We start from the raw sequence: 24499 nt of genomic DNA on the forward strand, positions 1-24499 counted from the left end.
GACCTGCTCAGAGGACGCAGCGGAGGTTGTTGACCGTGCCTGCGAGGTTCGCCCAGCTTCCCGCGTTGACGGTGGTGACCGTGGTGCTGCCGTTTCGCGCCTGCACGTGGCCGGAGCTCCGCGCATTGGCGACCGACTTCGCGATGAACGTGGAGGGAATCGTGTTGACGCTGCACACGCTGAACGTGAGCTTGTTGCCGCCGAGCGACCCGGCGCTGTAGGCGCAGAACCGATCGGTCGCACAGCTCCCGACCGAACGCGCCGACCGGAGCGCGATGGTCCCGATCGCGAGTTCCATGCCGAGCGCGGGCCACGCCGCATGCGTCGAATCGATGATCACACCGCCGGGCACTTCCTCGAGCATCGCGATGATCTCGGGAGCGACAGCGTCGTCGCCCTCCAGAGCAGCCTGCGCCGGTGCCGCACTGAGAAGCAGTATTGCGCTCAGCATCGTCGCAGCGACGATAACCCTCGGCCTCATCTGATCTCCTCCTCATCGAGGTCCCACATCTGATACGAGATGATCGAACCGGCGGCGAAGACGTCGTCTGCGATCAACACGGTGCGTTCGACGCCCACGATCCTGCCGGTGTCACGGGAGACCAGGATCAGATCGCTGGCGGCGCCATCCGGCGATATGACCCTGACGCCGTTCACTTCCCGCCCCAGACGGTCCTTCGTCATCCCGAGCGCTTCCCCGCCCTGCGCCTCCTCGAGGAGCGCGAGCAGCTCGCGGTGCTGCGCGTTCGTCAGCGTCCACTGGTCGAGGACCGACGTGAAAGCCACCTCGACGTCGTACGCCGTCGGGTTCTCCGGCATGCCGAAGGCACGGAGGATGGCGATCATGTCCTGACGCGTCTCGCCCGGCACGTCGGTCCACGGGGTGTAGAAATCGCCCGGCGCCATGACGAGGTCGGTGACGACCTCCCCACTGCTGGTCACCTCGGCGGCGTTGCTCGCCACCGCGTCCTCCGGATCGTAGGGGACGCCGGCGACGATCGTCATCCGGCCCGAGCCGTCCGGTTCCCACGTGAGCGTGGAGAGCTGCGGGACGACCTTGCTGACCTTCGCCTCGACCTCGACCGAGAACCCCCAGAAGGCGGTCCGCACGGCGCGCTCCGGCGCTGCGGGTCCGGTCGGACCGGCGAGAGCCGCGTCCGCGTCATCCACCGTCTGCGCGACCGTGGTCGAGCCTTCGAAGTCGAGAGGCGATGGCATCCCGGCCACCGCGGCGCCCTGGGGCGAGAAGACGGCGAAGGCCAGGGCGGTGGATGCGGCGACCGCCGTCAGCCCGGAGGCCCAGCCGATCGCCCGCTGACGTCTCCTGCGAGGCGCCGCACTCGTGCGGAGGATACGATCCCTGGTCGCGAGAGCCCGGGCATCGGGTGCCGCCTCACGCGGCGTCGGTGCGGGATCGGCATCGATCAGCATCCGTTCGAGTACGGCATCGTCAATCATCACCCGTTATCAGCCCCTCCAGACCCAGCTCCGCACGCAGGCGTTCCCGCGCACGTCCCAGCGACTTCCGCACCCGGAACTCGGAAGTGCGCGACAACTCCGCGATCTCCCCCACCGTGAGTCCGTCCCAGTACGTGAGCATGATGATACGCCTCTGGCGGGGAGTGAGGACAGCCAAAGCACGCATGACCGCCACCCTGCCGACAGGATCGGGTTCACCTTCCTCGCCGGAGACGCCGAGACGCACGGCATCGAACACACCGTGCGGTGCTGACGTACGACCGGAGCGGGCACCCAGTCGCCGATCAGCTGCCCGCAGAAGCCAGACCCGACTCGGCGGACGGACAGGGCGCAGCTTCGTCCAGGCGAGCAGGAAGACCTCCGAGACGATCTCGGTGACCTCGGCCTCGGCGCCGACCACGCCCTCGATGTGGTGCCGAACGGCTGCCCAGTGTTCGTCGAACACCCGGCTGAAGACCTCGTCGCGCAGCGGATTCGGGTCTTCGCTGCGGCCGCTCATGTCGTCGGGGTCGGCGGCCTTCCCGCCGCCATCGACGTAGTGCCGGATGTCATCTCAGAACCCGAGTCTGCCGAGCTGTTTCGGGTCGCGCTGCCACTCCTTCGCGACCTTCACATGCAACCCGAGGAAGACGCGCGTCCCCAGCAGTTCCTCGATGCCCGCACGCGCTCGCGCGCCCACCTCGCTGAGACGCTTGCCCTTATGCCCGATGATGATCGCCTTCTGGCTGTCACGCTCCACGACGATGGATGCGTGCACGTCGGTGAGGTCGGTGCCCTCCCTCGGCGCGATGTCGTCGATGACGACGGCGATCGAATGCGGAAGCTCGTCGCGCACGCCCTCGAGAGCGGCCTCGCGGATCATCTCGGCGATCCGGTCCTCCTGCGACTCGTCGGTCGTGATGCCCTCCGGGTACAGCGCGGGCCCCTTCGGCATCAGCGTCAGGATCTCGTCCGACAGCACGTCGAGCTGCTCGCGGGTGAGGGCGGACAGCGGGACGACCGCGGCCCAGTCCTCGCGCAGCGAATCGACCTCCAGCAAACGCTCCGTGACCTCGTCACGGCCGGCCGCATCCATCTTGGTCACGATCGCGATCTTCTTCGCGCGCGGGTACCCGTCGAGGGATGCCGCGATCCGCCTGTCCCCCGGGCCCACCTTCTCATTCGCAGGAACGCAGAATCCGATGACGTCGACGTCGCCCAGCACCTGCTCCACGAGGTCGTTCAGCCGCTCGCCGAGCAGCGTGCGCGGCTTGTGGATCCCCGGGGTGTCCACGATGACGAGCTGCCCCTCCGGGCGATTGACGATGCCGCGGATAGCGCGACGTGTCGTCTGCGGCTTCTCGCTCGTGATCGCGATCTTCTCGCCGACGAGGGCGTTCGTGAGCGTCGACTTCCCGACGTTGGGGCGGCCGACGAAGGTCACGAAACCGCTTCGGGTGTCGTCAGTCATCGTCTCGATCTCCTTCATCCTGCGAAGCGTCGGGTTCCCCCGCCGCACGTTCCACGAACACCGTCGCGATACCTCGTCCACGCCCCCGCGATGCACCGCCGGTGAGCACCAGACCTTCCACGGTCGCCGTGGCGCCGGGCTGGGGAACCTGTCCCAGCGCCTTCCCGAGCAGACCGCCGATCGAATCCACGTCCTCGTCCTCGAGCTCGAGCCCGAACAGATCGCCGACGTCTTCGAGCGAGAGGCGAGCACTCACGCGATATCGTCCGTGACCGAGATCGACGAACTCCGCCGATACCTGATCGTACTCGTCGGAGATCTCGCCGACGAGTTCCTCGATGAGGTCCTCGAGAGTCACGAGACCCGAGATCCCGCCGTGCTCATCGATCACCAGACAGACGTGCACGGCATCGCGCTTCATCTGCTGCAGGAGGGTCTCCGCTCGCATCGATTCGGGGACGAAGGTCGCCGGCCTCGCGATCGGACGGATCGACGCCGCGCGCCACGCACTGTCGTCGCGGTAGGCGAACTGCACGAGATCCTTGAGGTACAGCACTCCCACCACGTCATCGGCCTCGTCGTCGACGACGGGCATCCGGGACACGCCGCGATTCAGGAAGAGTGCCATCGCCTCGTCGGTGGTCGCCGTGGCATCGACCGTCACCATCTCGGTGCGCGGCACCATCACGGCGCGGACGAACTGGTCGGTGAAGTCGAAGACGGAGTGGATGAGGTCGCGGTCGTCCTCTTCGATGAGATCGTTCGACGCTGCCTCGTCGACCATGCTCAGCAGCTGATCCTCGCTGGTGAAGGAGCTGCGCCCCGTGCCGGGGGTGACCCGGTTTCCCAGCAGGACCAGGCCTTGCGCGAGGGGGCCGAGGATGATGCGGAGCCCGCGCACGATCGACGCGGTGCCGCGGATCATGCCCTCGGCGTGCTGACGCCCGAACGACCGCGGGCTCGCCCCCACGAGCACGAAGGTGATCGCCGTCATGAGCACCGCGGCGGCGAGCATCGCCCACCAGTTGTTCTCGATCAGGATGGTGAAGGCGACCGTCACGAGCACGGCTGCCGTCACCTCTGCGAGGACGCGGATGAACGCCACCGCGTTCACGTGGGCGTCGAGATCTGAGGCGATACGCTCCAGTGCCCTGGCCCTGCGGCCCTCGGTCGCCATGTCGGCGAGTCCGGCACGCGAGGTCACCCCGTACGCCGCATCGATCGCGGCCATGAGACCGCCGAACGCCACCAGCAGCACGGCGGCGATCAGGAGGAGAACAGCAGTCATCGTCGGCGTTCAGCAGCCGCGAAACCCTGGATCAGCTCCTTCTGCAGTCCGAACATCTCACGCTCCTCGTCGGGCTCGGCGTGATCGAAGCCGAGGAGGTGCAGCAGACCGTGGGTCGTGAGCAGGATGAGCTCATCCATCAGGGTGTGTCCTGCCGCCTGCGCCTGCGTCTCGGCCACCTGGGGGCAGAGCACGATGTCGCCGAGCAGGCCGGGGGCGGTCGGACGGTCCTCGGTACCGGGGCGCAGCTCATCCATCGGGAAGCTCAGCACGTCGGTGGGGCCGGGCTCGTCCATCCACTGCACGTGAAGCGCCTCCATGGCGCCCTCGTCGACGAGGACGATGGCCACCTCGGCGTCAGGGCTGACGTGCAGCTGCGCGAGATTGAAATCGGTCAGTCGCTGCAGCACGGTCTCGTCGACGTCGATGGCCGACTCGTTGTTGATCTCGATCATGAGAGTCCTCGTTTCGGGGCGCGATCACGCGGTCCAGGTCGTTGTGCTCCCCGGCGATCGGCACGGTTGGCGAACTCCGCCGCCTGCTCGCGCTCGAATCGCGCTGCGGTGCGCTTCTCGTCGTACTCGCTGTACGCGTCGACGATGCGTCCGACCAGCGAGTGCCGTACCACATCGTCGCTGGTGAGACGGGCGAAATGGATGTCGTCGATGCCGTCGAGCACTCGGGTCACCAGGCGGAGCCCCGACGATCCCTGCGGGAGGTCGACCTGCGTGATATCGCCCGTGACGACCATCCGCGTGCCGAAACCGAGACGCGTGAGGAACATCTTCATCTGTTCGGGCGTGGTGTTCTGAGCCTCGTCGAGGACGACGAACGAGTCGTTGAGGGTGCGCCCGCGCATGTAGGCGAGGGGTGCCACCTCAATCGTGCCGGTCGCCATCAGGCGAGGGACGATCTCGGGGTCCATCATCTCGTTGAGAGCGTCGTACAGCGGGCGGAGGTATGGATCGATCTTGTCGGTGAGCGTGCCGGGGAGGAAGCCGAGCCGCTCTCCCGCTTCGACCGCGGGGCGCGTGAGGATGATCCTGGTGACCTCCTTGCGCTGGAGCGCCTGGACGGCCTTGGCCATCGCGAGGTAGGTCTTGCCCGTACCGGCCGGACCGATGCCGAACACGATCGTGTTCTCCTCGATCGCGTCCACGTACTCCTTCTGCCCGAGGGTCTTCGGACGGATCACCTTGCCGCGCGTGGTCAGGATCGCCTCGCCGAGAACCTCGCTGGGGCGCGGTCCTCCTTCCTGGCGCAGCATCCGCGCGGAACTGGACACGTCGCTCGGTGCCAGGTCCTGCCCGGCCTTCGTCATGGCGAGCAGCTCCTCGACCAGCGCCCTCGCCTTCGCGACCGCGTCGGTGTCACCGCTGAGTGTGATCTCGTTGCCACGGACGAGCACCTGCACATCGCGGTGCTCACGCTCCAGCATCCGCAGCAGCCGGTCCTGCGGTCCGAGCAGCTGCACCATGGCGACGCCGTCCGCGTAGATCTTCTCGACCGCCTCGGGAGGTCGGCCGCCCAGGCTCCGCTCCTGGGGCTCGTGGTTCTCAGGCACCGACACTCTTCTCAGTCAATCCGCCGGCCAGCACGTGCGCGTGGACGTGGAAAACGGTCTGTCCGGCGTTCGCGCCGGTGTTGAAGACGAGGCGGAAGTCGCCGTCCTCCGTGTGCTCCGCCGCGAGCTCGCCCGCGAAAGCGACCATCTCGGCGAGCAGAGAGGGATCTGCGGCCGCGACCTCGACGACATCTCGATACTCTGCCGACTTCGGCACCACGAGCAGATGCACGGGCGCCTGCGGGGCGATGTCGCGCAGCGCGAACAGCCGGTCGGTCTCGCCGATGATGTCGGCAGGGATCTCCCCGTTCAGAATGCGCGTGAAGATCGAGGGTTCCGTCATACCGTCAAGTCTACTGACCGGAGCGTGACGACGACCTCGGGCCCGTCCCGTGCCGGTCGGGCGGGGTCACCATCGACCGAGTGCCACCGACAGCACGGCGATCGCGGCCGGGCCCGCCGTCGAGGTACGGAGCACCGTCTCGCCGAGGAGCACACGCTCTGCCCCCGCCTCCGTCAGGTGACGCAGCTCCTCGTCGGAGATCCCGCCTTCCGGTCCCACCACCAGCACCAGGTCGCGGCCGTCCGGCTCGATCTCCGACAGTCGCGTGGGCGCCGTCGGGTCGAGCAGCAGGAGGCGCTGCGAGGCCGCGCGCTCCCTGAGCTGAGCCGTCGAGACGGGTGATGCGACGGCGGGCACCCAGGCGCGGTGTGCTTGCTTGGCGGCCTCGCGGACGATCGTCGCCCAGCGCTCCCGTCCCTTCACCGCCTTCGGGCCCTCCCACCGCGAGACGCTCCGACTCGCCTGCCAGGGAACGATCTCGTCGACGCCGAGTTCGCAGGCCGCCTGCACGGCGAGCTCATCGCGATCTCCTTTCGCGAGAGCCTGTACCAGAACGACCCGAGGCGTCGGAGCGGGGTGCTCGACGCGCTCCGCGACACGGACCTCCACTCGGGAGGGAGACACCTCCTCTGCCACACCGGTCAGCCACACGCCCGCGCCGTCGCCGACGGTGACAGCCTCGCCGACGCGCAGACGACGGACGACGGCCGCGTGCTTGGCTTCGGCTCCGGTCAACGACACCAGGTCGTCGACTCGGGCATCCGTCGACGATTCGACGAGGAAGTGCAGTGCCATGATCAGTGGCTGCGGAAGCGGTCGCGGAGCTTGGAGAAGAGTCCCTGCTGGAACTGGGCGAGCTGGGGCCCCGGAGACTTCGCCTTCTTCGCGAAGTCCTCGATCAGCGCACGCTGCGCGGAATCCAGTCGAGTCGGTGTCAGCACCTGGACGCCGACCCGCAGATCGCCGCGCTGCGTGCCGCGGAGCGGGGTGATGCCCCGTCCCTTGATCGTGAGCACGTCACCGGACTGCACACCGGGACGGATCTCGAGGTCGACCTCGCCGTCGAGTGCCTGGATCTTGGTCTCGGTACCGAGGATCGCGTCGGTCATCGACACCTCGAGGGTCGCGAGCAGGTCGTCTCCCTCGCGACTGAACGCCGCGTGCGGGTTGACGGTCACCTCGACGTACAGGTCACCGTTCGGTCCGCCCGCCTTGCCGACCTCACCGGAACCGGGAAGCTGCAGGCGGAGGCCCGTCTCGACGCCGGCGGGGATGTCGAGCGACACCGTTCTGCGCGAACGCACGCGACCCTGACCACCGCAGGTGCCGCAGGGATACGGGATGGTCGTGCCGTAGCCCTCGCAGGTGCCGCAGGGCTGAGAGGTGACCACGTTGCCGAGCAGGCTGCGCACCTGACGCTGCACGTGGCCGGAGCCGCCGCAGATGTCGCACGTGACCGGCGAGGTGCCCTCCTGACAGCACGACCCCTGACACGTCTCGCACAGCACGGCGGTGTCGACCTCGATGTCCCGATGCGCCCCGAACACGACGTCGCCGAGGTCGAGCGTGACCCGGACGAGGGCGTCCTGGCCCCGCTCCCGACGCGACCGTGGACGCGCACCGCGCCCTCCCCCCTGAGAAGCACCGAAGAACGTCTCGAAGATGTCGCCGAAACCGCCGAAGCCGCCGAAGTTCCCCGCGGCGCCGTCTCCGCCGCCCATGTCGTAGCGGCGGCGTGACTCGTCGTCGCTGAGGACGTCGTACGCATGCGTGACGAGCTTGAACTTCTCCGCAGCGTCGTCCCCGGGGTTCACATCCGGGTGCAGCTGCCGGGCAAGGCGTCGGTACGCCTTCTTGATCTCATCGGTGGAAGCGTCCCGGGACACCCCGAGAACCTCATAGTGGTCCGCCACAATCGCCTTTCTGCGTGTGTTCTCGTGGCGACCGCGTCAGCGGCCGGCCTCGTCTTCGTCGAGCATCCGCGACAGGTAGCGGGCCACGGCCCGCGCTGCGGCGAGATTGCTCGGGTAGTCCATGCGCGTCGGCCCCATCACGCCGACTCGCGCCGTGCCGCTGGGGGCCGCGTAGTTGCTGGCCACGATCGACGCCTCACCGAGGCCGAAGGGGGCATTCTCTGTGCCGATGCTGGCCGCGAGACCGTGCTCGTCGGTCACCATCTCGCTCATCAGTCGCAGCAGCGTCACCTGCTCCTCGATCGCCTCGAGAAGCGGATGGATGCTCCCGCGGAAGTCCTGTTCCCGACGCGCGAGGGTGGCCGCCCCCGCCATCACCAGACGTTCCTGACGGAAGCCGCCGAGCTCGTCGACGACGACGCCGGCGAGCGTGCGGAGCACCGCGTCCTGAGGCTTGTCCTCCGCCCCGAGCAGCAGCTGGAGACGGTCGGATGCCTCACCGATGCCCTGCCCGGTGATCAACGACGACAGGCGTGCACGCAGCACCGCGAGGTCGGACTCGTCGATGATCTCCGGCAGGGGGGCGATCCGCTGTGACACGCCGCCGGCATCGGTGACCAGAACGATCAGCAGCCGGTTCGGTGCCAGAGCCACCAGCTCGACATGCGTCACGTGCGCACGCGCGAACGACGGATACTGTGCGAGCGCGACCTGACCCGTCAGCTGCGTCAGCACCCGCACCGTGCGCACCATCAGGTCGTCGAGATCGGCCGGTTCGCCCAGGAACGACTCGATCGCCGAGCGCTGTGCCGAAGAGAGCGGGCGCAACTGGGCGAGATGATTCACGAAGACGCGGTAGCCCTTGTCTGTGGGAACCCTTCCCGACGAGGTGTGCGGAGCGGTGATCAGCTCTTCATCCTCGAGCAGCGCCATGTCGTTTCGGATCGTGGCGGCCGAGACGCCGAAGGAATGCCTGTCGACGATCGACCGGCTGCCGACGGGTTCGTGGGTCTCGACGTAGTCCTGCACGATCGCGCGGAGAACCTGCAGCCCTCGCTCTGTGACCATCGCCCTTCCCTTCCGCTGGCACTCGGACGTTCAGAGTGCCAATCCTACCCCGTGCAACTGCGGGTTCTCCGTACCGCGGACCGACGACTCTAGGATGACGCTCATGACCTCCTCCCCGCATGCCACCCTGTCGACCGGCATCGTTCGTGGCGTCGAGGAGGCGGGGATCGTCCGCTACCTCGGCATCCCGTATGCCATGGCGCCGTTCGGCGAGCACAGGTTCCGCGAGCCGCAGCCTGTCGCGACCTGGGACGGCGTGCGCGACGCACTGGAGTTCGGCCCCACTCCGCCTCAGGTTCCGTATGCGGGCGCCGTCGGCGAGCTGCTCGGCTCGGTGCGGATCGACGGAGACGACATCCTCACGGCGAACGTCTGGGCTCCGACCGACGCCTCCGGCGCCCCCGTGCTGCTCTGGATCCACGGCGGCGCGCTCGAACGCGGCACCGCCGCTCTTCCGCTCTATGACGGCACTGTCTTCGCGCAGGCGGGAATCGTCTTCGTGTCGATCAACTACCGACTCGGCTCGGAGGGGTTCTCCGTCTTGGAGGGCGCCCCACGGAACCTCGGCCTGCGCGATGCGGTCGCGGCCCTCGAGTGGGTGCACCGTGAGGTCGCCGCTCTCGGCGGCGACCCGACACGGATAACGGCGATGGGCGAGTCCGCCGGTGGAGCCATCGTCGCCGGACTCCTCGCTCGGGCGGACTCCCGCGCACTCATCAGTCGCGCCATCATCGAGTCCGGACCACTCCAGGCGCAGACTCCGAAGAAGGCCGGACGTGTGACGGCTCGACTCGCGAAGCGACTCGGAGTACGAGCCGACCGCGCCTCTTTCGCCGCTCTGACGCCCGAGAAGCTGTTGGACGCACGGAAAGCTCAATCCGCCGGATCGTCTCCCCTCGGCGGGGCTCCGGCGTTCCAGTTGGCGATCGACCCCGAGAGCCTTCCCCGGTCACCGCACGAGGTGCTTCGCGAGATCGACACGCCGCTACTCATCGGGAGCAACACCGACGAGTATCGGCTCTGGTTCCCACCGGAGGTGCTGGCAGGCATCGGAGAGTTCAAGCTGCAAGCCGCGCGACTGCTCTCCCGCATCCCTCGACGTGCGGTGGCGGCCTATCGATCCGCGTTCCCCGACGCCGGCGCTGGAGAGATCCTGGGGCAGCTCGTCACGGACGTGATGCTGCGTGCTCCGTTGAGCCGGGTGGCAGCCGCGCGCCCGGAGAAGACGCACGTCTACGAGTTCGCCTGGCCGAGTCCCGTCCGCGATCTCCGCGCGGCACACGCGCTCGAGCTCGGGTTCGTGTTCGATCGCCTCGATGACGACGAAGCCGCGCGTCTGGCAGGTCCCGACGCTCCGCGTGATCTCGCCGCCGAGATGAACACGTCGTGGGTCGGGTTCGTGACGTCGGGCGATCCTGGCTGGCCGGCCTACGGTGACGATCGCCTCACGCGGGTGTTCGATGCCAGGAGCACGACGGTGCCCCAACGACGTGCGGCGGCGATGGATCTGCTCCCCGGGTGACGAACGCTTCAGCCTTCAGTCGGTCAGTTCGCGGACGACGGCATCGGCGAGCAGGCGACCGCGTAGCGTCAGCTGCACGCGCCCTTGAAGCGCTGCGAGTGGTTCGACGAGACCGTCGGCGATGAGTCCGGCGACCCTGCTCCGGTTCGCCCTCGGGACGTCGTCGATCGCGATCCCCTCGCGGATGCGGCTGAGCAGCAGGATCCGCTCGAGCGTGCGCGAGTCGTCGTCCGGGCGCTCGGTGCCTGCTGCCGGCGACTCGGATGCGGCAAGGCGCTGGGCGTACGCCGCGGGGTGCTTCACGTTCCACCAGCGCAGACCGGCGACGTGGCTGTGCGCTCCGGGACCGAAGCCCCACCAGTCGTTCCCCCGCCAGTACGCGAGGTTGTGTCGGGAGCGACGATCGGGCGTGCGCGCCCAGTTGCTCACCTCGTACCAGTCGAAGCCGCCGGCAGCGAGTCGGGCGTCGGCGAGCTCGTACATGTCGGCCTGGAGATCGTCGTCGGGGGTCGGCACCTCCCCGCGGCGGATCTGACGCGCGAGCTTGGTTCCGTCTTCGATGATGAGCGCGTAGGCCGAGATGTGGTCCGGCTCCAGCGCGAGTGCGGCATCGAGCGACGCCTGCCAGTCGGCGAGGGACTCCCCCGGTGCGCCGTAGATCAGGTCCACGCTCACGGCAAGGCCCGCATCCTTCGCGGCGGCGACGGCCGTGCGCACGTTCTCGGGGCGGTGCGTGCGATCGAGGGCGGCGAGCACGTGGGGAACGGCAGACTGCATGCCGACCGACATCCTCGTGACTCCTGCTCGTGCCAAGGTGTGCGCCACTTCGGGCGTCACCGTGTCGGGGTTCGCCTCGACCGTGACCTCCGCGCCCGCTGCCAGGCCGAACGCATCTGTCGCCGCTCCGAGCATGCGTGCGAGGTCGCCGGCGGGGAGAAGCGTGGGAGTACCGCCGCCGAAGAACACGGTGTCCATCGGCCGCAGCGCTCCCGCGTCATCCAGCACTCGACGAGCGAGGGCGATCTCCGCGATCAACGTCGACGCGTAGTCCTCCTGCTTCGCCCCGCGCAGCTCGGTCGAGGTGTACGTGTTGAAGTCGCAGTAGCCGCAGCGCACGGTGCAGAACGGGATGTGCAGGTAGGCGGAGAACGGCACATGCTCATCGATCCGAAGATCTGCGGGCAAGCGTCCGTCCGCCGGGGCGGGGTCTCCGAGAGGAAGTGGTCCCGCCATCAGACGGGAGTCGCGTACAGCGGGGAGATCGCCCGAAGATAGCGCGCGAAGAGCTCGCGGCGGCGACGCTTCACGAGAGCGGGGATCGTGCGGTAGAGCAGGCCGTTCGGCGCGTCGAAGGCGCGCACGGTGAACCACACCTCGTCGTTGTCTTCACGCCAGTCCACGTCGAACGACTCTTCTCCGCTGACCACCGATCCGCCGACGGTTCCGAGGACGAACCCGACACGACGGGTCTCCTCCGTGACGGAGATCACGCGGAGCTCGGAGTCGGCGCGCATGCCCGCGACGCGCCCGCGGAGGTGCAGGGTCATCCCCGCGCCGACGAACGGCATGCCCTCCGCGTCGTAGCGCTGCTCGACGTCGCGCTTGCTCGGAGCGATCGGGTTGCCCTCGGCGTCGAAGCTCACGCCCGCATAGGCAGGTCCCGGTGCGGGGCGCACGTCTTCGACCGTCAGGCCGGCAGCGCGCTGTGCCGTCCACGACAGAAGCGCTTCTCCGGCGGTCTGGAAGCGTTCGATCCCGCTGCCGATCCGCCAGGATTCCTCCGCCGGGATGCTGCGCTCCGGCGGGTACTGCATCAGATCCGGAGCATGGGTCGCACCCACGGCCGCATAGTCCACCGTGTCGTCTCGGAAAGTCCCGCGCCGCATGACTTCCACCCTACTTCGGGTTACCTGAGCGAACACCCCCACGCGCCGCGGAGCGTCACATCGTGGCTCAGCGCGAGACCGACGACGCCCCCGCCTCATCCTGAACGATGCGGACATACCGGTCGTGCGTGGCTCGCTGCAGCAGCAGGAGCGCCGGCGCCAGCAATCGCCAGAACCACGTCGAAGGACGCGAGACCGATCGCGCGACGAAAACGCCGTGCTCGTCGATCAGGAACGACTCCTCGCCGTAGATCGGATGCCCAGGACGGGTTTCGTAGCCGAAGCCGTTCTCATCCGCCCATACGACCCGTACGGGCTCCACGAATCGAATACCGAGCAGACGCTTCGCGAGCACGCCCTCGACGCCTGCGGCAGGCGCACCGGCAGGGACTTCGAATCCCGCACGGCGCTTGAACTCCCACGAGCTCACCAGCGCGGCGACCGCAGTTCGCGCGGCAGGGCCGACGACCGTTGAACGCTCGGAGAGGCGCATCCCCTTCGGCACCGCGCGGATCGGGCCGCGCGTCACCCCCCGCTCATACGCCGGGAACGGCACCGGTTACTTCTTTTCCTTGCCTTCGACATCGCCGGAGAGCGCAGCGATGAACGCCTCCTGCGGCACCTCGACACGGCCCACCATCTTCATGCGCTTCTTGCCCTCCTTCTGCTTCTCGAGGAGCTTGCGCTTGCGGGTGATGTCGCCGCCGTAGCACTTGGCCAGCACGTCCTTGCGGATCGCGCGGATCGTCTCGCGGGCGATGATGCGTGCGCCGATCGCGGCCTGGATCGGCACCTCGAACTGCTGGCGAGGGATGAGCTTGCGCAGCCGCTCCGCCATCATCGTGCCGTAGGCGTAGGCCTTGTCGCGGTGCACGATCGAACTGAAGGCATCGACCTTCTCCCCCTGCAGGAGGATGTCGACCTTCACCAGGTCGGCTTCCTGCTGCCCTGAGGGCTCGTAGTCGAGCGACGCATACCCCTGGGTCTTCGACTTCAGCTGATCGAAGAAGTCGAAGACGATCTCGCCGAGCGGCATGTTGTAGCGCAGCTCGACGCGCTCCTCGGAGAAGTACTCCATGCCGAGCAACGTGCCTCGACGCGACTGGCACAGCTCCATGACGGTGCCGACGTAGTCCTTGGGCAACAGGATGGCCGCCTTGACCATGGGCTCCGACACCGAGCCGATGCGCCCATCGGGGTACTCGCTCGGGTTCGTGACGGTGACGGTCTCGCCGGTGTCGCTCGTGAGCACCTCGTAGATCACGCTGGGCGCCGTGGTGATGAGATCGAGTCCGAACTCCCGCGCAAGACGCTCGGTCACGATCTCCAGGTGCAGGAGTCCGAGGAAGCCGCAGCGGAATCCGAACCCGAGGGCGACCGAGGTCTCCGGCTCGTACTGCAGGGAGGCATCGGAGAGCTTCAGCTTGTCCAGGGCCTCGCGGAGCTCCGCATAGTCGCTGCCGTCGATCGGGTAGATGCCCGAGAACACCATCGGTTTCGGGTCGGTGTATCCGGGGTGCGCTTCGGATGCGGGCTTGCGGGCGTTCGTGATCGTGTCGCCGACCTTGGAGAGACGGACGTCCTTCACGCCGGTGATGAGGTAGCCGACCTCACCGACCCCGAGCCCCTTGGTGGGAGTCGGTTCCGGGCTGGACACGCCGACCTCGAGAGCCTCGTGGTTCGCGCCCGTCGACATCATCTGGATGCGCTCGCGGGGCGACAGGCTGCCGTCGATCATGCGGACGTACGTGACGACGCCGCGGTACGCGTCATAGACCGAGTCGAAGATCATGGCGCGGGCCGGAGCATCCGCGTCACCCCTCGGCGCCGGGATCTCCTGGACGAGCCTGTCGAGCAGGTCCTCCACGCCGGCACCGGTCTTACCGGAGACCCGCAGCACATCCTCCGGCCTCCCGCCGATGAGGGAGGCCAGCTCCTTCGCGTACTTCTCCGGGTCGGCCGCCGGGAGGTCGATCTTGTTCAGCACCGGGATGATGTGGAGATCGTTCTCGAGCGCGAGGTACAGGTTGGCGAGGGTCTGCGCTTCGATGCCCTGTGCGGCGTCGACGAGCAGGATCGCTCCCTCGCAGGCGGCGAGGGACCGGGACACCTCGTACGTGAAGTCGACGTGACCCGGGGTGTCGATCATGTTCAACGCGACGGTCTGCCCATCCAGCTCCCAGGGCATCCTGACCGCCTGGCTCTTGATGGTGATGCCGCGCTCACGCTCGATGTCCATACGGTCGAGGTACTGCGCGCGCATGTCGCGATCCGAGACGACGCCCGTGATCTGGAGCATGCGGTCGGCGAGCGTCGACTTGCCGTGGTCGATGTGGGCGATGATGCAGAAATTACGGATCTGCGCAGCCGGCGTCGCAGCAGGCTGAAGAGGGGTGAGAGCGCGTGGGGACATGTCCACTCGATTGTACGGTCAGGGGAGGCTAATCCCCGATTCGGCCATACCGGTGATAGTCTCCCGAAGTTGCCAGGGAAAATCCGTGACACCGGATCCCGCAAGCGATAAGACTCCGTCATACACCCCGTGATGGTCGTCGCGTCGCAGAGTTCGGTGGATGGCGATTGTGTATCCAACTGACTCAGCGTTGCGTCGGCAGATCCCGAGCGCGTCTGTAGAAGAGAAAGACTTACCCCCCTTGATCAAGTACCTCTTGCGCCGAGCACTCGGCTGGCTGCTCATGATCGTGGTCGCCACGAACCTCACGTTCTTCCTGGCGTGGGGCTTCCTCGATCCGCGCAGCAACTATGTCGGGCGCCGACCTCCGCTCTCTCCTGAGCAGATCGACAACGTCCTGATCCCGCGCAACCTCAGCGACACCGTCCCGCTGATCGAGCGGTGGTGGAACTGGTTCAGCGGCATCCTCTTCCGCTGGGACTGGGGTGTGAGCCCCACCGGGCAGTCGGTCAACGAGCAGGTGTCCTACCGCATGTGGGTCAGTGCCGAGCTGGTGCTCGGCGCGACGATCATCGCGGCGGTGCTCGGCATCTGGCTCGGCGTCTACACCGCCTCCCGCCAGTACAAGCTCGCCGACCGTATCGGTCAGGCGACATCGATCATCACGATGAACGTGAACATCATCGTCGCCGGCCTCGCCGTGGTCCTCCTCGCGATCGCCCTCAACGAGTGGACCGGCGTCCGCATCTTCTACGTCACCGGTTCATCGAGTCCGGGGGTGACCGGGTTCTTCCCCGTCCTCGTCGACACGCTGCAGCACCTCACTCTCCCGACGATCGCACTCGTGATCGTCGGTTACGCCCAGTACCACTTCCTGCAGCGGTCGCTCCTGCTCGACAACATCAATGCCGACTACGTGCGCACCGCCCGCGCCAAGGGCCTGACCAAGTCGCAGGCGATCCGCAAGCACGCCCTGCGAACGTCGCTCATCCCGGTGGCCACGCAGGTCGCCTTCACGATCCCGACGATCTTCACGGGCGCCGTCCTGACGGAGCGGATCTTCGCCTGGCAGGGCATGGGGCGGTACTTCCTCGACACCATCAACAACAACGACATCAACGGCGTGGTCGCCGTCGCCGCCTTCGGCGCCGTGCTGACCGCGATCGGCGCAGTGCTCGCCGACATCGTCGTCGTCGTTCTCGACCCGCGAGTGAGGGTGAGCTGACCATGACCACCGATATGATCGACCCCCTCGTCGAGCCGCCGGCAGCCCCGCCGACCGCCGATCGCGCCTCGGGCAAGTCGCTGTCCAAGTGGACGCTCTACACCCGCCGATTCATGCGCAACAAGCCGGCTGTGGGAGGTGTCATCGTCCTGGTCGTGCTGATCATCTTCTCCACGGTCGGCCCCCTGCTGTCTCCGTATGCCGTCGACAGCATGGACTTCCTGGCGCTGAGCCAGCCGCCGTCCGCCGCGCACTGGTTCGGAACCAACGGCGCCGGTAACGACACCTACACGCAGACGGCGATCGGTCTGCAGCGCTCTCTCATGATCGCTGTCACCGTCTCCGTCGGCACGACGATCCTCTCGGCCCTCGTCGGCACCGCTGCCGCCTACTTCGGCGGCTGGTTCGAGCGGTTCGCCCTGCTGTTCATCCACTTCATGATGGTTGTCCCGACCTTCCTGCTGCTGTCGATCATCTCGAACGACTCCGGCGGCGTGTGGTGGGTCATCGCCTTCGTGATGATCTTCGTCGGCTGGTTCTTCCCGGCCCGCATCATCTGGACCATGACGCTGTCGCTGCGCGAGCGCGAGTACGTCCAGGCAGCGCGCTACATGGGCGTGCGTGGCCTGCGCATCGTGACCCGGCATCTGATCCCGAACATCGGATCGCTGCTGGTGATCAACTTCACCCTCGGCATCGTCGCCGCCGTCACCACCGAGACCGGGCTGTCGTTCATCGGCTTCGGCGTCAAGATCCCCGACGTCTCCCTCGGTTCGCTGATCGGCGAGGGCAGCTCCTCCATCATCAGCTCCCCGTGGCTGTTCTACTTCCCCGCGCTCGTCCTCACGCTGCTCACCGTCTCCATGGCGCTCATCGCCGACGGACTGCGCGATGCCCTCGATCCCACCTCGGCTGCAGGAGGCCGCGCATGAGCCCTGTACTCTCCGTCCGCGACCTCAAGGTCAGCTTCGCTTCCGAGTCCGGTCGAGTCGACGCGGTCCGCGGCGTCTCCTTCGACCTCGAAGCCGGAAAGACGCTCGGCATCGTCGGAGAGTCGGGCTCGGGCAAGTCGGTCACCTCCCTCGCCGTGATGGGGTTGCTCGACGAGAACGCCAAGGTGACCGGCTCGATCGTCTTCGACGGTCAGGAGCTCCTTGGCAAGACCGATACCCAGCTCTCCGCCATCCGCGGCAACGGGATCTCCATGGTCTTCCAGGACCCGCTCACCTCGCTCACTCCCGTCTACACGATCGGTGCGCAGCTGATCGAGGCGCTGACGGTGCACCGCAACCTCAGCGTCAAGGAGGCGACCACCCGGTCGATCGAGCTCCTGAAGCTCGTCGGCATCACGGAACCCGAGAAGCGGATGAAGTCCTTCCCGCACGAGTTCTCCGGTGGGATGCGTCAGCGCGTCGTCATCGCCATCGCGATGGCCAACAACCCGAAGCTGATCATCGCCGACGAACCGACCACGGCGCTGGACGTGACGATCCAGGCGCAGATCCTCGACCTGATCGAGAAGGCCCAGGCCGAGACCGGCGCCGCCGTCATGATGATCACCCATGACATGGGCGTCGTCGCCCGCACGGCCGACGATGTGATGGTCATGTATGCAGGCAAGCCCGTCGAGCAGGCACCGGTGCGCGAGCTGTTCCATCAGACGCGGATGCCGTACTCGATCGGCCTCCTCGGTGCGATCCCCCGCGTGGACAAAGCCGAGAAGGAGCCGCTCACGCCGATCAAGGGCAATCCCCCGCTGCTGATCAACCTCCCGGATGCGTGCCCGTTCGCCGACCGCTGCCCCATCGTCATGGACGCCTGCCGCACCCGCGAGCCCGAGCTGCTGCCCGTGCTCACCGGCGGCGGCGAGGAGCACCTTGCCGCGTGCATCCGTGCGAACGAGATCACCGACGGCGGCCTTCTCGGCGGCCTGCCCGTGTACCCGGTGCGCGAGGAGCTGGACAGCGCACTGACCCGCCTGCCCCGCGAGGAGCGACCCATCACGCTGGAGGTGAAGAATCTCACGAAGACCTTCCCGCTGCTCAAGGGCGCGTTCCTGAAGCGCAAGGTCGGCGAGGTGCACGCGATCAAGGGCATCAGCTTCGACGTGCGCGAGGGCGAGACCCTGGCCATCGTCGGCGAGTCCGGTTCCGGCAAGACGACGACGCTGCTGCAGATCATGGACATGGTGAAGCAGACCGACGGAGATATCATCATCGCCGGCACCAGTGTCAACGACATCCGCAGCCACAAGGTGGAGCGGGAACTGCGACGCGACATCCAGATCGTGTTCCAGGACCCGATGGGGGCGCTCGATCCCCGTATGACGGTCGCGGACATCATCTCGGAGCCGCTGTCGGCCATCGGCACTTCGAAAGCCGAGGCTCACCGCCGTGTGCAGGAGCTGATGGATCTCGTCGGACTCAACCCCGCACACAGCGATCGTTTCCCTCAGGCGTTCTCGGGGGGTCAGCGTCAGCGAATCGGCATCGCCAGGGCCCTGTCCACCAACCCGAAGATCCTGGTACTCGACGAGCCGGTCTCCGCGCTCGACGTATCGATCCAGGCCGGCGTGATCAACCTGCTCGACGATCTCAAGGTCAAGCTCGGGCTGTCGTACCTGTTCGTCGCGCACGACCTGTCCGTCGTTCGGCACATCGCCGACCGCGTCGCCGTGATGTACCTCGGAGACTTCGTCGAGCACGGCGATGTGGACGATGTCTTCGACAATCCGCAGCACCCGTACACGAAGGCTCTGCTCTCCGCGATCCCGGTGCCCGACCCCGATATCGAGCGCACGCGCGAGCGGATCGTGTTCGATCCGGCGACGGTGACCGCTCGACCCGTCGCCTCCTGATCGAGCGACGGTCACCGTCCGGTAACGGTTAGTCCAGATTCACTCGCCGCAGGGGCATTCGTGCACGCGGCGAACTATTCTCCCCTTATGACACGCCGCAAGGCGAAAGGAGCACCATGAAGCAGTACAAGCTGATGGGAGCGCTGGCACTCACCGGCGCTTTCGCACTCGCGCTCAGTGGGTGCGCTGCCGGCAACACCGGTAGTGGCGACAATGGCGACGCCGGCGAGAAGACCGACGTCGAGATGGCGAACTACAACCCCCAGCCGCGCGAGAACCTCAAGGAGGGTGGCACGGTCAACTTCGCCATCCGCGAGGTGCCGCCGCAGCTGAACTCGTTCAACAGCGACGGCAGCGCCGACACCGCGCGTATCGCCGCGTGGTACATGCCGCAGATCATCCTCATGAAGCCGGATGGCACGCAGTACAAGAACGACAACTACCTCTCCGAGTGGAAGAACGAGGTGAAGGACGGCAAGACCGTCCTGACCTTCACGTTCACCGATGAGGCGCACTGGAACGATGGCACCGACATGGACTGGACTGCCATCGACGCCACGTGGAAGGCCAACCGCTCGTACGACGAGGGCTTCAACCCCAACGCCACCGACGGCTACAAGGAGATCGAGTCCGTCGAGCAGGGTGACACCGCGAAGACCGCGATCGTCACGTTCAAGGGTGAGTTCGCCTGGCCGCAGATGCCCTTCAACGGCGGCGTGATCCACCCGGCACTCGCCGACCCGACGACGTTCAACGAGGCGATGATCGAGAACCCGCACCCCGAGTGGGGCGCAGGTCCGTACACGGTCAACGAGTTCGACGCCAACAAGGGCTACATCTCGTTCAAGCCGAACCCCGAGTGGTGGGGCGACGCTCCGCTGCTCGACGAGGTCACCATGACCGGCATGGACGCCCAGGCCGGCGTCAACGCCTTCAAGAACGGTGAGGTCGACATGGTCGAGACGGGCTCGCAGGAGCTCATCGACCAGGTCAAGGACGTCGACGGCGCAAAGGTGTACCGCGCGCAGCAGACGGCCAACACCATCCTGCAGGTCGACTCGACCAAGCCGCAGTTCGAGGACGTCAAGGTCCGCGAAGCATTCTTCAAGGCCATCAACATCGACCAGCAGAAGCAGATCGCCTGGAACGGCCTCGGCTACGAAGAGGACCCGGCCGGCTCGCTGACCCTGTTCTCGTTCCAGCCCGGCTACTCCGACTCCATGAAGGAGGCCGGCTGGAAGTTCGACGTCGAGGGCGCCAAGAAGCTCCTCGACGAGGCCGGCTGGGAGGAAGGCTCCGACGGCATCCGCGAGAAGGATGGCGTCAAGCTCTCCGTCGTCTACCCGATCTGGGCCGACTCGGCGACGCAGAAGGCTCTCGCGCAGTCGCTGCAGGCGCAGGAGAAGGCGATCGGCATCGATGTCAAGGTCGAGGTCCGTCCGGCCAGCCAGTTCTCCGAGGACTACACCTCGAAGAACTGGGACGTCTCCGGACTCCGCTTCACCTCGTCCGACCCGTTCGGTGCCGCCTGGTTCTGCCAGCTGTACTGCTCGGACTCGGGTCTCAACCTGTCGGGTGTCGGTGACGCCGAGCTCGACGCCGAGATCAAGGACAAGGTCGAGTCGCAGAGCGACCCCGAGGCGCAGACCGCTGCCGCGATGAAGCTCGAGCCGGAGATCTACAAGCGCTGGGGCCTCATCCCGCTGTACAACGGACCGCAGATCTACACCGTCAAGGAAGGCCTGGCGAACCTCACGCCCGAGCCCTACGTCGGACTGGACCTGTTCGGCATCACCCCGGTCGAGAACGTCGGCTGGGAGAAGTAACACCCTCTGACACGAATCGTGTCGAAGCGGGGCCGGTGGTTCATCCACCGGCCCCGCTTTCCTTATGCTGAACCCGTGAGCGCACAGATCGTCTTCGTGCACGGCATCCGCACCTCGGCCACGATGTGGCGGTCGCAGGCCGTCTATCTCGAGGAGCGGGGACACGCCTTCACCGCCGTCGACCTTCCCGGCCACGGATCACGGATGCAGGAGGATTTCACGCTGCACGAGGCGCTGCACACGATCGACGTCGCAGTGCGCGCGGCCGCTGACAAAGGACCCGTCGTCCTCGTCGGCCATTCCATGGGCGGACTGCTCTCGCTCGCCTACGCCGGCGGTGCCGAGGCTCCGCCGATCGCCGCCCTGGTCGCCGCCGCCTGCACGTCGCTGCCCCGCGGCACCGGTCTCGCCGCGTACCGCCTGTTCGCCCGCGCCGTCGACTCCCTCCCCGATCGCGGGATGTGGCTGACACGCCAGATGCTCGCCGCCACCATCCCTCTCGAGAACCGTTCGGACTTCGCCGCCGGCGGCTACGCGCTCGACACGCAGGACGCCGCACTGCGCAGCCTCGCCGCACTCGACATCGCCGCAGCCGTTCCCCGCATCACCGTTCCGCTGTGGTTCGTGAACGGGCAGTACGACCAGTTGCGGCTGAACGAGCCTCTGTTCCGGCAGCTCGCACCACATGCGGAGCTGATCGTCGTGCCGCGCACCACCCACCTGATCACCGCGATGCGACCGGAGATCTTCAACGCCGTGCTGCAGCTCGCCATCGCGACCGTCGAGCAGGCGGAAGCAGCCCAGGCGGATGCAGAAGACGTGGACGTAGAGGAGCTCGCTGCGCGCTCACGCCGCCGTGGACGGCTGCCGAGCGAACGCCGTGAGGAGTCCGCCGACCAGTGACAGCACGGCGGCTGCGACGAACACGAGCCAGAACCCGCCGACGAGTGCGACCAGGCCGGCTCCCAGCACCGGGCCGATGAGTTGTCCGAGGGCGGCCGTCACGTTGACGATTCCCAGATCCCTCGCGTGGTCCTGCGCATCCGGGAGGAGATCGGCGGCGAAAGCGAGGCCGACCGTGGAGAACGCCCCGTATCCGAGCCCCATGAGGGCCGCGGCCACCATGGTCATCTCGAACGTCGGGACGAGCGCGATCGCCACCCCGGACGCCGCTTGCACGACCGTTGCGGCGACCGTGAGCGTTCTCCTGTTCCCGGTGCGGTCGGACACGATGCCGGTGACCACGGAGGCGAGGACGACGAAGACCGTGTACACGACGATGAGCAGCAGCAGGTTGTCCTGGGCTGTCGCGCTGGGCTGCCCGAGGCCGTGCAACAGGAAGAACAGGAACAGCGCGGTGCCGAGGGCATTCCCCACGTTCGTCACCAGTCGACCGGAGAGCATCCACGCGAAGTCGCGGTCGCGGAGCGAGGCGAGCCGGCGCCCTCCGCTGCGCTTAGGCCTCAGCGCCTCCGTACTCGGCGGATCCGGCAGCAGGAGTGCGGTCGCCGTGCCGACGACCGCGATGATCCCGGCGAGCAGCCAGTACCCCTCGCGGATTCCGAGGCCGAGGAGGACCACGAGCCCCACTCCGACGACGATGCCGACGGCCTGGCTGGAACCGACCGCGGCAGATGCGGCACCTCGCTGCGTCGTCGGCAGCTGATCGGCGATGAGCGCGGTGAAGGCCGCCGATGACACGGCGACGCCGATCGACACGCCCACCCAACCTGCGCCCACGGTCCACGGACCGTCGGCGTAGCCCGTGAGCACGAGGCACACCGCCGTCAGCAGAACCCCTCCGACCGCCCAGGGGCGACGGCGGTGTCTGCCTGCAGCCGCACGGTCCGAGAGCGCACCGGCGGCGGGACCCGCGAGGATGCCTGCGAGCCCGCCGATGCCCAGAACCAAGCCCGAGGAGACGACCCCGCGAATCCAGTCGTCTTCCGGAGTGTCGAGCTGCAGCGGGAGGAGGAGCTGCACCGGAGTGAGCTGCACGGTCCAGATCGCCAGCCAGGCGAGCGTGAACAGCGACATCCATCGCGCGCCGGCTCGTATGGTGCGGGGGTGCTCGGAGGTGTTCATCGCTTTTCCCCCGCTGCACGCGAACTCCGGATGACCTCTCGGTACCAGTCGTACGAGGCTTTGGGCGTTCGCTCGCCCGTCTCGAAGTCGACGTGGACGAGGCCGAATCGCTGGGTGTAGCCGTCGGCCCATTCCCAGTTGTCCAGCAATGACCACACCGTGTACTCCTCCACCGGCACTCCGGCCGAGATCGCATCGCCGACGGCCTGCAGATGCCCGGCGAGGTACGAGATGCGGTCGGTGTCCTCCACGCGGGTCGCGCGCTCGGGCTCGGGGAAGGAGGCGCCGTTCTCCCCGATGATCACGGGCGGCATGTCGGGATGGCGACCATGCAGGTCGATCAGCAGGTCGCGCAGCGCGCCGGGCATGATCGGCCATTCGGGACCGAATCCGGTGACCGGAACGCCGGGCGTCGGCACGATGTCGAAGGGGATCGGGCTTCCCTCTTCGGCGTTCGTGACCGTCGTCGGATTGTAGAAGTTGACGCCGTAGAAATCGATAGAGTGGCCGATGGCTTCGAGGTCGCCTTCCTGCGCGGGCATCGAAGGCAGGCCGAGTGCTTCCAGGTCGGGGTAGGTGCCGGCGAGGAGCGGCTCGCTGAAGACCCTGTTGTGGATCAGGTCGTAGATCGCCGCGGCCTCATGGTCGTCGGCGGTGTCACCCAGCGGCAGGACCCAGGTGTGGTTGTTGACCAGACCCACCGCGACAGCACCGCGATCTCGGAGCACCGCCGCTGCGCGGGCGTGCGCCAGCAGTTGATGATGGGCGGTAGGCAGGGCACCGAACAGGAGTCGCTTGCCTGGCGCCAATGCACCGACCGCATACCCCTGGAGGGTCGTCATCGCGGGTTCGTTGAGGGTGTACCAGTTCTGCACCCGATCGCCGAGGCGATCAGCCACAAGCGCCGCATAGTCGGCGAAGCGCTCGGCGGTGTCGCGCTCGAGCCACCCGCCGTCGGCTTCGACGCTGCTCGGCATCTCCCAGTGGTACAGGGTGGGGAACGGCTGGATCCCGGCGTCGAGAAGCATGTCCACGACGCACGAGTAGTGGTCGAGCGCTGTGGTGTCTCCCGGACCCAGGCCGTCGGGCTGGACGCGAGCCCACGGGATGGAGAACCGGTATCGGTCGAGTCCGAGACCGGACGCGAGAGCGACGTCGCGTTCGGGGCGCCGGTAGCTGTCGCACGCGGGGTCGGCCATGGATCCGTCGAGGACGGCACCCGGCCTCTCGAGGAAGTCGTCCCAGATTGATCGCCCGGATGCACCGGTGGGCCGGGAGCCCTCGATCTGGAAGGCGGACGTCGCTGCGGACCAGCGGAGCCCGGAGGGCATGGGCGAACGGGAGGGCTCGAGGGTCATGTGGCTCCTAGACATCAGTGTCGGGATAATGATGATTCTGCACCCGGTACCGTCGAATCCGCGACTGAGTCTCGCGTTCTCGCCGCCGTTTCGCGTCAACGGCCCGTCTGCTGGTAGACTCGACTCTTGGCTTGCGTGTGGGTTCTTCCCTCACGACCGCTGTGCAGCAGCCCTCTTCTGCTGCCGGCATTCCGAACACTCCTGTACAGAAAGCGTCCACAC

The 24499-nt window shown here is 67.2% G+C and carries 23 protein-coding genes; 6 read left to right on the plus strand and 17 right to left on the minus strand.

All coding sequences use genetic code 11. From position 1 onward, the window contains the following. Positions 1 to 7: 7 nt before the first annotated feature. The 11 genes from AAY78_RS15485 to hrcA all read right to left on the minus strand — a co-directional run bounded on the left by AAY78_RS15485 (position 8) and on the right by hrcA (position 9105). Positions 8 to 481, minus strand: a complete 474-nt coding sequence (locus AAY78_RS15485; protein ID WP_046749193.1) for a hypothetical protein — start codon at positions 479 to 481, stop codon at positions 8 to 10. Continuing rightward, on the minus strand, positions 478 to 1458 hold the full coding sequence (locus AAY78_RS15490; protein WP_046749194.1) for a hypothetical protein: 981 nt from the start codon (positions 1456 to 1458) through the stop codon (positions 478 to 480). The genes AAY78_RS15485 and AAY78_RS15490 overlap by 4 nt, the downstream gene beginning before the upstream one ends. Beyond that, positions 1451 to 1978, minus strand: a complete 528-nt coding sequence (locus tag AAY78_RS15495; RefSeq protein ID WP_046749195.1) for an RNA polymerase sigma factor — start codon at positions 1976 to 1978, stop codon at positions 1451 to 1453. Before AAY78_RS15495 ends, AAY78_RS15490 begins: the two co-directional genes overlap by 8 nt. A 54-nt stretch (positions 1979 to 2032) precedes the next feature. Continuing rightward, positions 2033 to 2929 (minus strand): GTPase Era, encoded by an 897-nt coding sequence (era, locus tag AAY78_RS15500; RefSeq protein ID WP_046749411.1) that lies wholly within the window; start codon positions 2927 to 2929, stop codon positions 2033 to 2035. Further along, complete coding sequence (locus AAY78_RS15505; RefSeq protein WP_046749196.1) at positions 2922 to 4217, minus strand: hemolysin family protein; 1296 nt, start codon at positions 4215 to 4217, stop codon at positions 2922 to 2924. The genes era and AAY78_RS15505 overlap by 8 nt, the downstream gene beginning before the upstream one ends. Then, entirely contained in the window at positions 4214 to 4672 is a 459-nt protein-coding gene (ybeY, locus tag AAY78_RS15510) for an rRNA maturation RNase YbeY (protein WP_017202321.1), read from the minus strand. The genes AAY78_RS15505 and ybeY overlap by 4 nt, the downstream gene beginning before the upstream one ends. Further along, positions 4669 to 5694, minus strand: coding sequence for a PhoH family protein (locus tag AAY78_RS15515; protein WP_231589740.1), 1026 nt, complete (start codon positions 5692 to 5694; stop codon positions 4669 to 4671). Before AAY78_RS15515 ends, ybeY begins: the two co-directional genes overlap by 4 nt. Positions 5695 to 5773: 79 nt before the next feature. Further along, on the minus strand, positions 5774 to 6124 hold the full coding sequence (locus tag AAY78_RS15520; RefSeq protein WP_046749197.1) for an HIT domain-containing protein: 351 nt from the start codon (positions 6122 to 6124) through the stop codon (positions 5774 to 5776). 66 nt (positions 6125 to 6190) lie between these two features. Continuing rightward, on the minus strand, positions 6191 to 6919 hold the full coding sequence (locus AAY78_RS15525) for a 16S rRNA (uracil(1498)-N(3))-methyltransferase (protein ID WP_046749198.1): 729 nt from the start codon (positions 6917 to 6919) through the stop codon (positions 6191 to 6193). A gap of 2 nt (positions 6920 to 6921) precedes the next feature. Beyond that, positions 6922 to 8037: a molecular chaperone DnaJ gene (gene dnaJ, locus AAY78_RS15530; protein WP_046749199.1), complete on the minus strand. Its 1116-nt coding sequence runs from the start codon at positions 8035 to 8037 to the stop codon at positions 6922 to 6924. A gap of 36 nt (positions 8038 to 8073) precedes the next feature. Further along, the gene (hrcA, locus tag AAY78_RS15535; RefSeq protein WP_046749200.1) at positions 8074 to 9105 is read right to left on the minus strand and encodes a heat-inducible transcriptional repressor HrcA; all 1032 of its coding nucleotides are present in this window, start codon (positions 9103 to 9105) and stop codon (positions 8074 to 8076) included. A 103-nt stretch (positions 9106 to 9208) separates the two neighbouring features. On the opposite strand from hrcA, the gene AAY78_RS15540 reads away from it, so the two are divergent. After that, positions 9209 to 10627 (plus strand): carboxylesterase/lipase family protein, encoded by a 1419-nt coding sequence (locus AAY78_RS15540; RefSeq protein WP_046749201.1) that lies wholly within the window; start codon positions 9209 to 9211, stop codon positions 10625 to 10627. 15 nt (positions 10628 to 10642) lie between these two features. Here the strand turns inward: AAY78_RS15540 and hemW are convergent, their stop codons facing one another. The 4 genes from hemW to lepA form a co-directional block, all read right to left on the minus strand. After that, positions 10643 to 11860 (minus strand): radical SAM family heme chaperone HemW, encoded by a 1218-nt coding sequence (hemW, locus tag AAY78_RS15545; RefSeq protein ID WP_046749202.1) that lies wholly within the window; start codon positions 11858 to 11860, stop codon positions 10643 to 10645. Continuing rightward, positions 11860 to 12513: a DUF1990 family protein gene (locus AAY78_RS15550; protein ID WP_046749203.1), complete on the minus strand. Its 654-nt coding sequence runs from the start codon at positions 12511 to 12513 to the stop codon at positions 11860 to 11862. The genes hemW and AAY78_RS15550 overlap by 1 nt, the downstream gene beginning before the upstream one ends. Positions 12514 to 12580: 67 nt before the next feature. Continuing rightward, positions 12581 to 13042, minus strand: a complete 462-nt coding sequence (locus AAY78_RS15555) for a DUF1990 family protein (protein ID WP_127012114.1) — start codon at positions 13040 to 13042, stop codon at positions 12581 to 12583. 30 nt (positions 13043 to 13072) lie between these two features. Then, a complete protein-coding gene (lepA, locus tag AAY78_RS15560; protein ID WP_046749204.1) occupies positions 13073 to 14926 on the minus strand; it encodes a translation elongation factor 4 in 1854 nt (617 codons plus the stop codon). Between the two features lie 241 nt (positions 14927 to 15167). Between lepA and AAY78_RS15565 the strand changes: the two genes are divergently transcribed. From AAY78_RS15565 to AAY78_RS15585, 5 genes are all read left to right on the plus strand, one after another. Then, the gene (locus AAY78_RS15565; protein WP_046749205.1) at positions 15168 to 16151 is read left to right on the plus strand and encodes an ABC transporter permease; all 984 of its coding nucleotides are present in this window, start codon (positions 15168 to 15170) and stop codon (positions 16149 to 16151) included. Positions 16152 to 16153: 2 nt separating this feature from the next. Then, positions 16154 to 17083: an ABC transporter permease gene (locus AAY78_RS15570; protein ID WP_046749206.1), complete on the plus strand. Its 930-nt coding sequence runs from the start codon at positions 16154 to 16156 to the stop codon at positions 17081 to 17083. After that, complete coding sequence (locus AAY78_RS15575) at positions 17080 to 19008, plus strand: ABC transporter ATP-binding protein (RefSeq protein WP_046749207.1); 1929 nt, start codon at positions 17080 to 17082, stop codon at positions 19006 to 19008. Before AAY78_RS15570 ends, AAY78_RS15575 begins: the two co-directional genes overlap by 4 nt. 116 nt (positions 19009 to 19124) lie before the next feature. Continuing rightward, positions 19125 to 20834, plus strand: a complete 1710-nt coding sequence (locus tag AAY78_RS15580) for an ABC transporter family substrate-binding protein (RefSeq protein ID WP_046749208.1) — start codon at positions 19125 to 19127, stop codon at positions 20832 to 20834. Positions 20835 to 20909: 75 nt separating this feature from the next. Beyond that, on the plus strand, positions 20910 to 21737 hold the full coding sequence (locus AAY78_RS15585) for an alpha/beta fold hydrolase (RefSeq protein WP_082108723.1): 828 nt from the start codon (positions 20910 to 20912) through the stop codon (positions 21735 to 21737). Here the strand turns inward: AAY78_RS15585 and AAY78_RS15590 are convergent. Next, entirely contained in the window at positions 21681 to 22919 is a 1239-nt protein-coding gene (locus AAY78_RS15590) for an MFS transporter (protein ID WP_046749209.1), read from the minus strand. The genes AAY78_RS15585 and AAY78_RS15590 overlap by 57 nt on opposite strands. Beyond that, complete coding sequence (locus tag AAY78_RS15595; protein WP_046749210.1) at positions 22916 to 24277, minus strand: glycoside hydrolase family 1 protein; 1362 nt, start codon at positions 24275 to 24277, stop codon at positions 22916 to 22918. The genes AAY78_RS15590 and AAY78_RS15595 overlap by 4 nt, the downstream gene beginning before the upstream one ends. Positions 24278 to 24499: the final 222 nt, after the last annotated feature.

The organism is Microbacterium sp. Ag1 (assembly GCF_001005635.1).
Lineage (GTDB): Bacteria > Actinomycetota > Actinomycetes > Actinomycetales > Microbacteriaceae > Microbacterium > Microbacterium oxydans.

Coding starts and splice junctions, on each gene's coding strand:
- AAY78_RS15485 (WP_046749193.1), bottom strand. CDS start 481: ATGAGGCCGAGGGTTATCGTCGCTGCGACGATGCTGAGCGCAATACTG.
- AAY78_RS15490 (WP_046749194.1), bottom strand. CDS start 1,458: ATGATTGACGATGCCGTACTCGAACGGATGCTGATCGATGCCGATCCC.
- AAY78_RS15495 (WP_046749195.1), bottom strand. CDS start 1,978: ATGAGCGGCCGCAGCGAAGACCCGAATCCGCTGCGCGACGAGGTCTTC.
- era (WP_046749411.1), bottom strand. CDS start 2,929: ATGACTGACGACACCCGAAGCGGTTTCGTGACCTTCGTCGGCCGCCCC.
- AAY78_RS15505 (WP_046749196.1), bottom strand. CDS start 4,217: ATGACTGCTGTTCTCCTCCTGATCGCCGCCGTGCTGCTGGTGGCGTTC.
- ybeY (WP_017202321.1), bottom strand. CDS start 4,672: ATGATCGAGATCAACAACGAGTCGGCCATCGACGTCGACGAGACCGTG.
- AAY78_RS15515 (WP_231589740.1), bottom strand. CDS start 5,694: ATGGTGCAGCTGCTCGGACCGCAGGACCGGCTGCTGCGGATGCTGGAG.
- AAY78_RS15520 (WP_046749197.1), bottom strand. CDS start 6,124: ATGACGGAACCCTCGATCTTCACGCGCATTCTGAACGGGGAGATCCCT.
- AAY78_RS15525 (WP_046749198.1), bottom strand. CDS start 6,919: ATGGCACTGCACTTCCTCGTCGAATCGTCGACGGATGCCCGAGTCGAC.
- hrcA (WP_046749200.1), bottom strand. CDS start 9,105: ATGGTCACAGAGCGAGGGCTGCAGGTTCTCCGCGCGATCGTGCAGGAC.
- AAY78_RS15540 (WP_046749201.1), top strand. CDS start 9,209: ATGACCTCCTCCCCGCATGCCACCCTGTCGACCGGCATCGTTCGTGGC.
- hemW (WP_046749202.1), bottom strand. CDS start 11,860: ATGGCGGGACCACTTCCTCTCGGAGACCCCGCCCCGGCGGACGGACGC.
- AAY78_RS15550 (WP_046749203.1), bottom strand. CDS start 12,513: ATGCGGCGCGGGACTTTCCGAGACGACACGGTGGACTATGCGGCCGTG.
- lepA (WP_046749204.1), bottom strand. CDS start 14,926: ATGTCCCCACGCGCTCTCACCCCTCTTCAGCCTGCTGCGACGCCGGCT.
- AAY78_RS15570 (WP_046749206.1), top strand. CDS start 16,154: ATGACCACCGATATGATCGACCCCCTCGTCGAGCCGCCGGCAGCCCCG.
- AAY78_RS15575 (WP_046749207.1), top strand. CDS start 17,080: ATGAGCCCTGTACTCTCCGTCCGCGACCTCAAGGTCAGCTTCGCTTCC.
- AAY78_RS15580 (WP_046749208.1), top strand. CDS start 19,125: ATGAAGCAGTACAAGCTGATGGGAGCGCTGGCACTCACCGGCGCTTTC.
- AAY78_RS15590 (WP_046749209.1), bottom strand. CDS start 22,919: ATGAACACCTCCGAGCACCCCCGCACCATACGAGCCGGCGCGCGATGG.
- AAY78_RS15595 (WP_046749210.1), bottom strand. CDS start 24,277: ATGACCCTCGAGCCCTCCCGTTCGCCCATGCCCTCCGGGCTCCGCTGG.